2 protein-coding genes are annotated in these 3714 nt (G+C 63.2%); both read right to left on the bottom strand.

The window, feature by feature from the left end; genetic code table 11:
* Positions 1–38: 38 nt before the first annotated feature.
* Positions 39–1340 carry an MFS transporter gene (locus ACJH6J_RS30180; RefSeq protein WP_061001302.1) on the bottom strand — a complete coding sequence of 434 codons (1302 nt, stop codon included), beginning with the start codon at positions 1338–1340 and terminating at the stop codon, positions 39–41.
* On the bottom strand, positions 1337–2362 hold the full coding sequence (locus ACJH6J_RS30185) for a PLP-dependent cysteine synthase family protein (protein WP_061010369.1): 1026 nt from the start codon (positions 2360–2362) through the stop codon (positions 1337–1339). The genes ACJH6J_RS30180 and ACJH6J_RS30185 overlap by 4 nt, the downstream gene beginning before the upstream one ends.
* Positions 2363–3714 lie beyond the last annotated feature (1352 nt).

Raw genomic sequence — 3714 nt, forward strand, 5'->3', positions numbered from 1 at the left:
TGCGGGCTGCTCGGTCGGTTCGTGTGTATTGGTGGCAGTCACCGCCGTGACGGAAGGCGATCAGTCGACGACTCGTTGTCTGTGGCCGATGCGACCTGTTCGTCCTGGCCGAGGAGCCCGGTTTGGTGTAATGCGTAGAGTGCTGCGGTACATACGAGCCCTACCGCGGTCAGCGACATCCACAGCAGGGAAGGTTGGCCGTGCTGCCGGGTGTAACCAAATACCGAGCCGGTCAACAGGTTTCCGGCGAGGATCCCGACCCCGACGATCGTGTTGTACAACCCGTAGTGCGTGGCTACCAAACGGTTACCCGCCAGCCTGACCACTGTGTCCATCTCAAACGGGAAGGTCGCGATGGTGCCGACAGCCAGCAGAGCCGCAGCCAGCAACAGGGCAACGGTCGCGGGAATCGATCCGGCCGCGCCGGCCGATGGCAGCAGCGCCAGCGGTACGAAGGCAACCGCGATAACCAGCATCCCGATCACCAAACTGCGACTTGGTCCGAACCGTGCCGATAGCCAGTCGGTAAGTCGCACCTGTCCGGCGATCGCCACCAGCCCGGACACCACAAAGATGCCTGTCACCAACGCAGTTTCGGATTTCTTGTCGGCGGTCAGCAGCGACGCCTGGAAAGGCAGCGCGAGGTACACCTGGAAGGTCAGCACGTACGAGCCGATCATTGCGCCCGAAAACAGCAGGAAGGCCTTGTTGGACATCACCGACCGCCAGTCGGCCAGCACTGGCTGCTTGTCCGGGTTCTGTTCGGCTCGGCTCGGCGGCAGCGCCGTCAGTTGGATCACTGTCAGGACGGCGAACACCGCGGCGGCGACGGCGCAGGTGATCCGGAAGTCCCAAGCCGTCAATGCCAGACCCACGATCGGTCCGAACAGGATACCTGCCTGGTAGAAGACGTTGAAGACGGCGAAGGCTTCCACCCTGCGATTCCCCGAATCCGCCGCCAGGTAGGCGCGCACCGCGGGGTTGAACAGGGCACCCGCGAAACCTGTTGCAGCTGAGGCAATCAACACCGCAGGTAGCGAGTCTACGAAGGCCAGCATCAGGAATCCGGCTGTGCGCAGAAAACAGCCGGCAACGATCAGCGGCTTGTATCCGAACCGGTCGGCCAGGGTGCCACCCACCAGGAACATGCCCTGCTGGGAGAAGTTCCGGACCCCCAGGACCAGACCCACCGTCCACGCCGCCAAACCCAATGGCCCCGCCAGGTATCCAGCGAGGTAGGGCATCAGCATGTAGAAGCCGACGTTGATGGTGAATTGATTCACCATCAGGATCTGGCTGGCCCGGTCGAAAGAACGGAACTGACGGAAAGTCCGAATCATGCCTGCCGGCCGATCGGATCGATCACCCGAGTCAGTCTGGTCCATCGATCCACCACTCGCGCGGACGGATCATCGATCACATCGGGCTCCTGCGCCGGCGGACGATCGAGCAAATCATGTTTGCGGCAGTAGTCATCGTCGTAAATGGTGCCGTGGTAGCGCATCGGACCGTCGGGAAACACGGCGGCGACACGCGTACCAGGAGCAGATGTGCGGGCTACCCACCCCGCGACCAATGCGACCGCCCCCACACTCCACCCACCGCTGGCATGGTATTTAGCGGCCAAGGTTCGTGCGGCCCAGACGGCCTCATTCGGCGCGACCCAATGGGCTTCGTCGAACGCGGGATAATCGACGTTACCCGGGTAGATGCTCGACCCGAGGCCACGCATCAGCCGCGTGCTGGCGGGCTGCCCGAATATCGTAGAACCGATGGTGTCGACCCCCACCAGCCGCAGATTCGGATTGTGTTCCCGCAGCACACGTCCCACGCCCGCCGAGTGCCCACCGGTGCCCACCGAGCACACGAGTGTGTCAACGGTGCCCAGCTGATCGATCAACTCTTCGGCGACGCCGCGGTAGGCATCGACATTATCGGGGTTCTGGTACTGATCAGGACACCACGAATCCGGTTCAACGGCAAGGATTTCAGCGACACGATCCTTGCGAGCTTGTTGCCATCCGCCGATCGGGTGCGGTTCGGTCACGATGTCGACCTGCGCGCCGTAGGCGGTCAGCATCTGAACGATGATCGGCTCCATCCCCGGATCAGTGACCAGGGTTACCGGGTGCCGGTAGATGATCCCAGCCAGCGCCAACCCCAGCCCCAGCGTTCCACTGGTTGATTCGACGATCATCGCCCCAGGCTTGAGGTCCCCACGGTCCCGGGCCTGCTCCACCATATATAGAGCGGGCCGGTCCTTCATGCCGTTGGGGTTGTGCGCCTCCAGCTTGGCCCAAAATCCGGTGTCAGATGTAGCAAAAGGTTCCGACACCCACAACACCGGGGTGTTACCCACCAACGTGTTGGGGTCGTGGAACTTCGGTCCCAGGTGAGTGCAACTACGACGAGAAGACAGAGCAATACTGTTGTTCATGAAAAATTCCCTGTGTGAGGGCCGCAACGATACGGCCGAAAGGTAGTAACGGGCGCTTGAGCCGCACCGGCGATACCACGATCGCTCCAGCAGCCGAACCCGACCCTCAGCAGCGAATCACACACAAATCAGTAAGAAGGACCCGCCCGAAGCGCGGAATCCCCGGGCAGCGGCGTCGCCGAGGCGATCCACGACACTCACGCCCAGACCACAGCGCCCCGAGAGCACCAGCGCCCAGCATCACACCCACGGTGACCAACACCCGCAACGGACCATCCGTTCGGACACTCAACGCAGGTACGTCAAAAACCGAGCACCACGCCGCATGCAAGGTACTGCCTACATGCGGATGCGCCGTCATTGCGGCGACATTGATTGCCGGCGCTCCAGAGATCGTGATCGGTGCCTGATGATGCTGAGGTGCGCGGAGGTGCTGTCCACGGTCACCGATGCAGTGCGCCAGCGGCAAACTGGCAGTAATGCCGACCAGCAGCGCCACCAACCACAGCCGCACCCGACTGCGACAGCATCGGCGGCCCCAGATCCTCACGGCCACAAAACTACCATGGCCCCAATGCCCCTAGCGGGTATGTGATCAAATCGTCACGCAATGCCGCGACGCGCCGAGCCGTTTCGGCCCACCCCCGCAAACCTTCCAGCACAGCGCTTCATGGCCGGCGCTGTCGCGGCGGGCGACACCGGACATGCATACCCCCTACGGGTGTGCGTGGCGGTGTTAAGGTAGGGCGATGGCGCTCACAGGTGACCGTGCCTGCGCCCGTGGCAGACTCGCCGCGGGCGCAGTGTGGGTGCTGCTGGCGCTCGCTGTCGCGCTGATCCCAGCGCTCCAATGCCCCCCGACTCACGATTTCGAGGGCCAGCATGTTCCGCGTGCGTCGCTGATACCCGCAGCGCAGGGGCTATCTACCGAGATTGCCGCCGCCCACACCGTCGATGTTCACCAGGAATGTCAACTGCCAGTGGCCGCCTCAGCAATCATGGCTACTGCAGGCGTTGGGCGCGGATGGGGAGTGCCGGCGGCGCTTGCGGTCGTCCTGTCAATGGCATTGCGGGCAGTGCGGTCGCCGAACACCCGCGGCCCGCCGTCACGCACTGCGATCTGGCTTCTGCATGGCGGTCGTGAGCGACTGCGGCATTTCTGCGTGATGCGGAACTGACTGACGATACCCACGGCCCTCAATCCCGGGGCCGCTGGTACCGGCAATCATCCATCACGGCCACCTCAACGGCGGCCCACACGCAAGGAATCCCTATGA

It is taken from the genome of Mycobacterium sp. SMC-18, from assembly GCF_045310895.1.
Taxonomy (GTDB): Bacteria; Actinomycetota; Actinomycetes; order Mycobacteriales; family Mycobacteriaceae; genus Mycobacterium.

Excerpts from the sequence above, each read along its gene's own strand:
- ACJH6J_RS30180 (WP_061001302.1), bottom strand. The coding sequence starts at position 1,340 with ATGATTCGGACTTTCCGTCAGTTCCGTTCTTTCGACCGGGCCAGCCAG.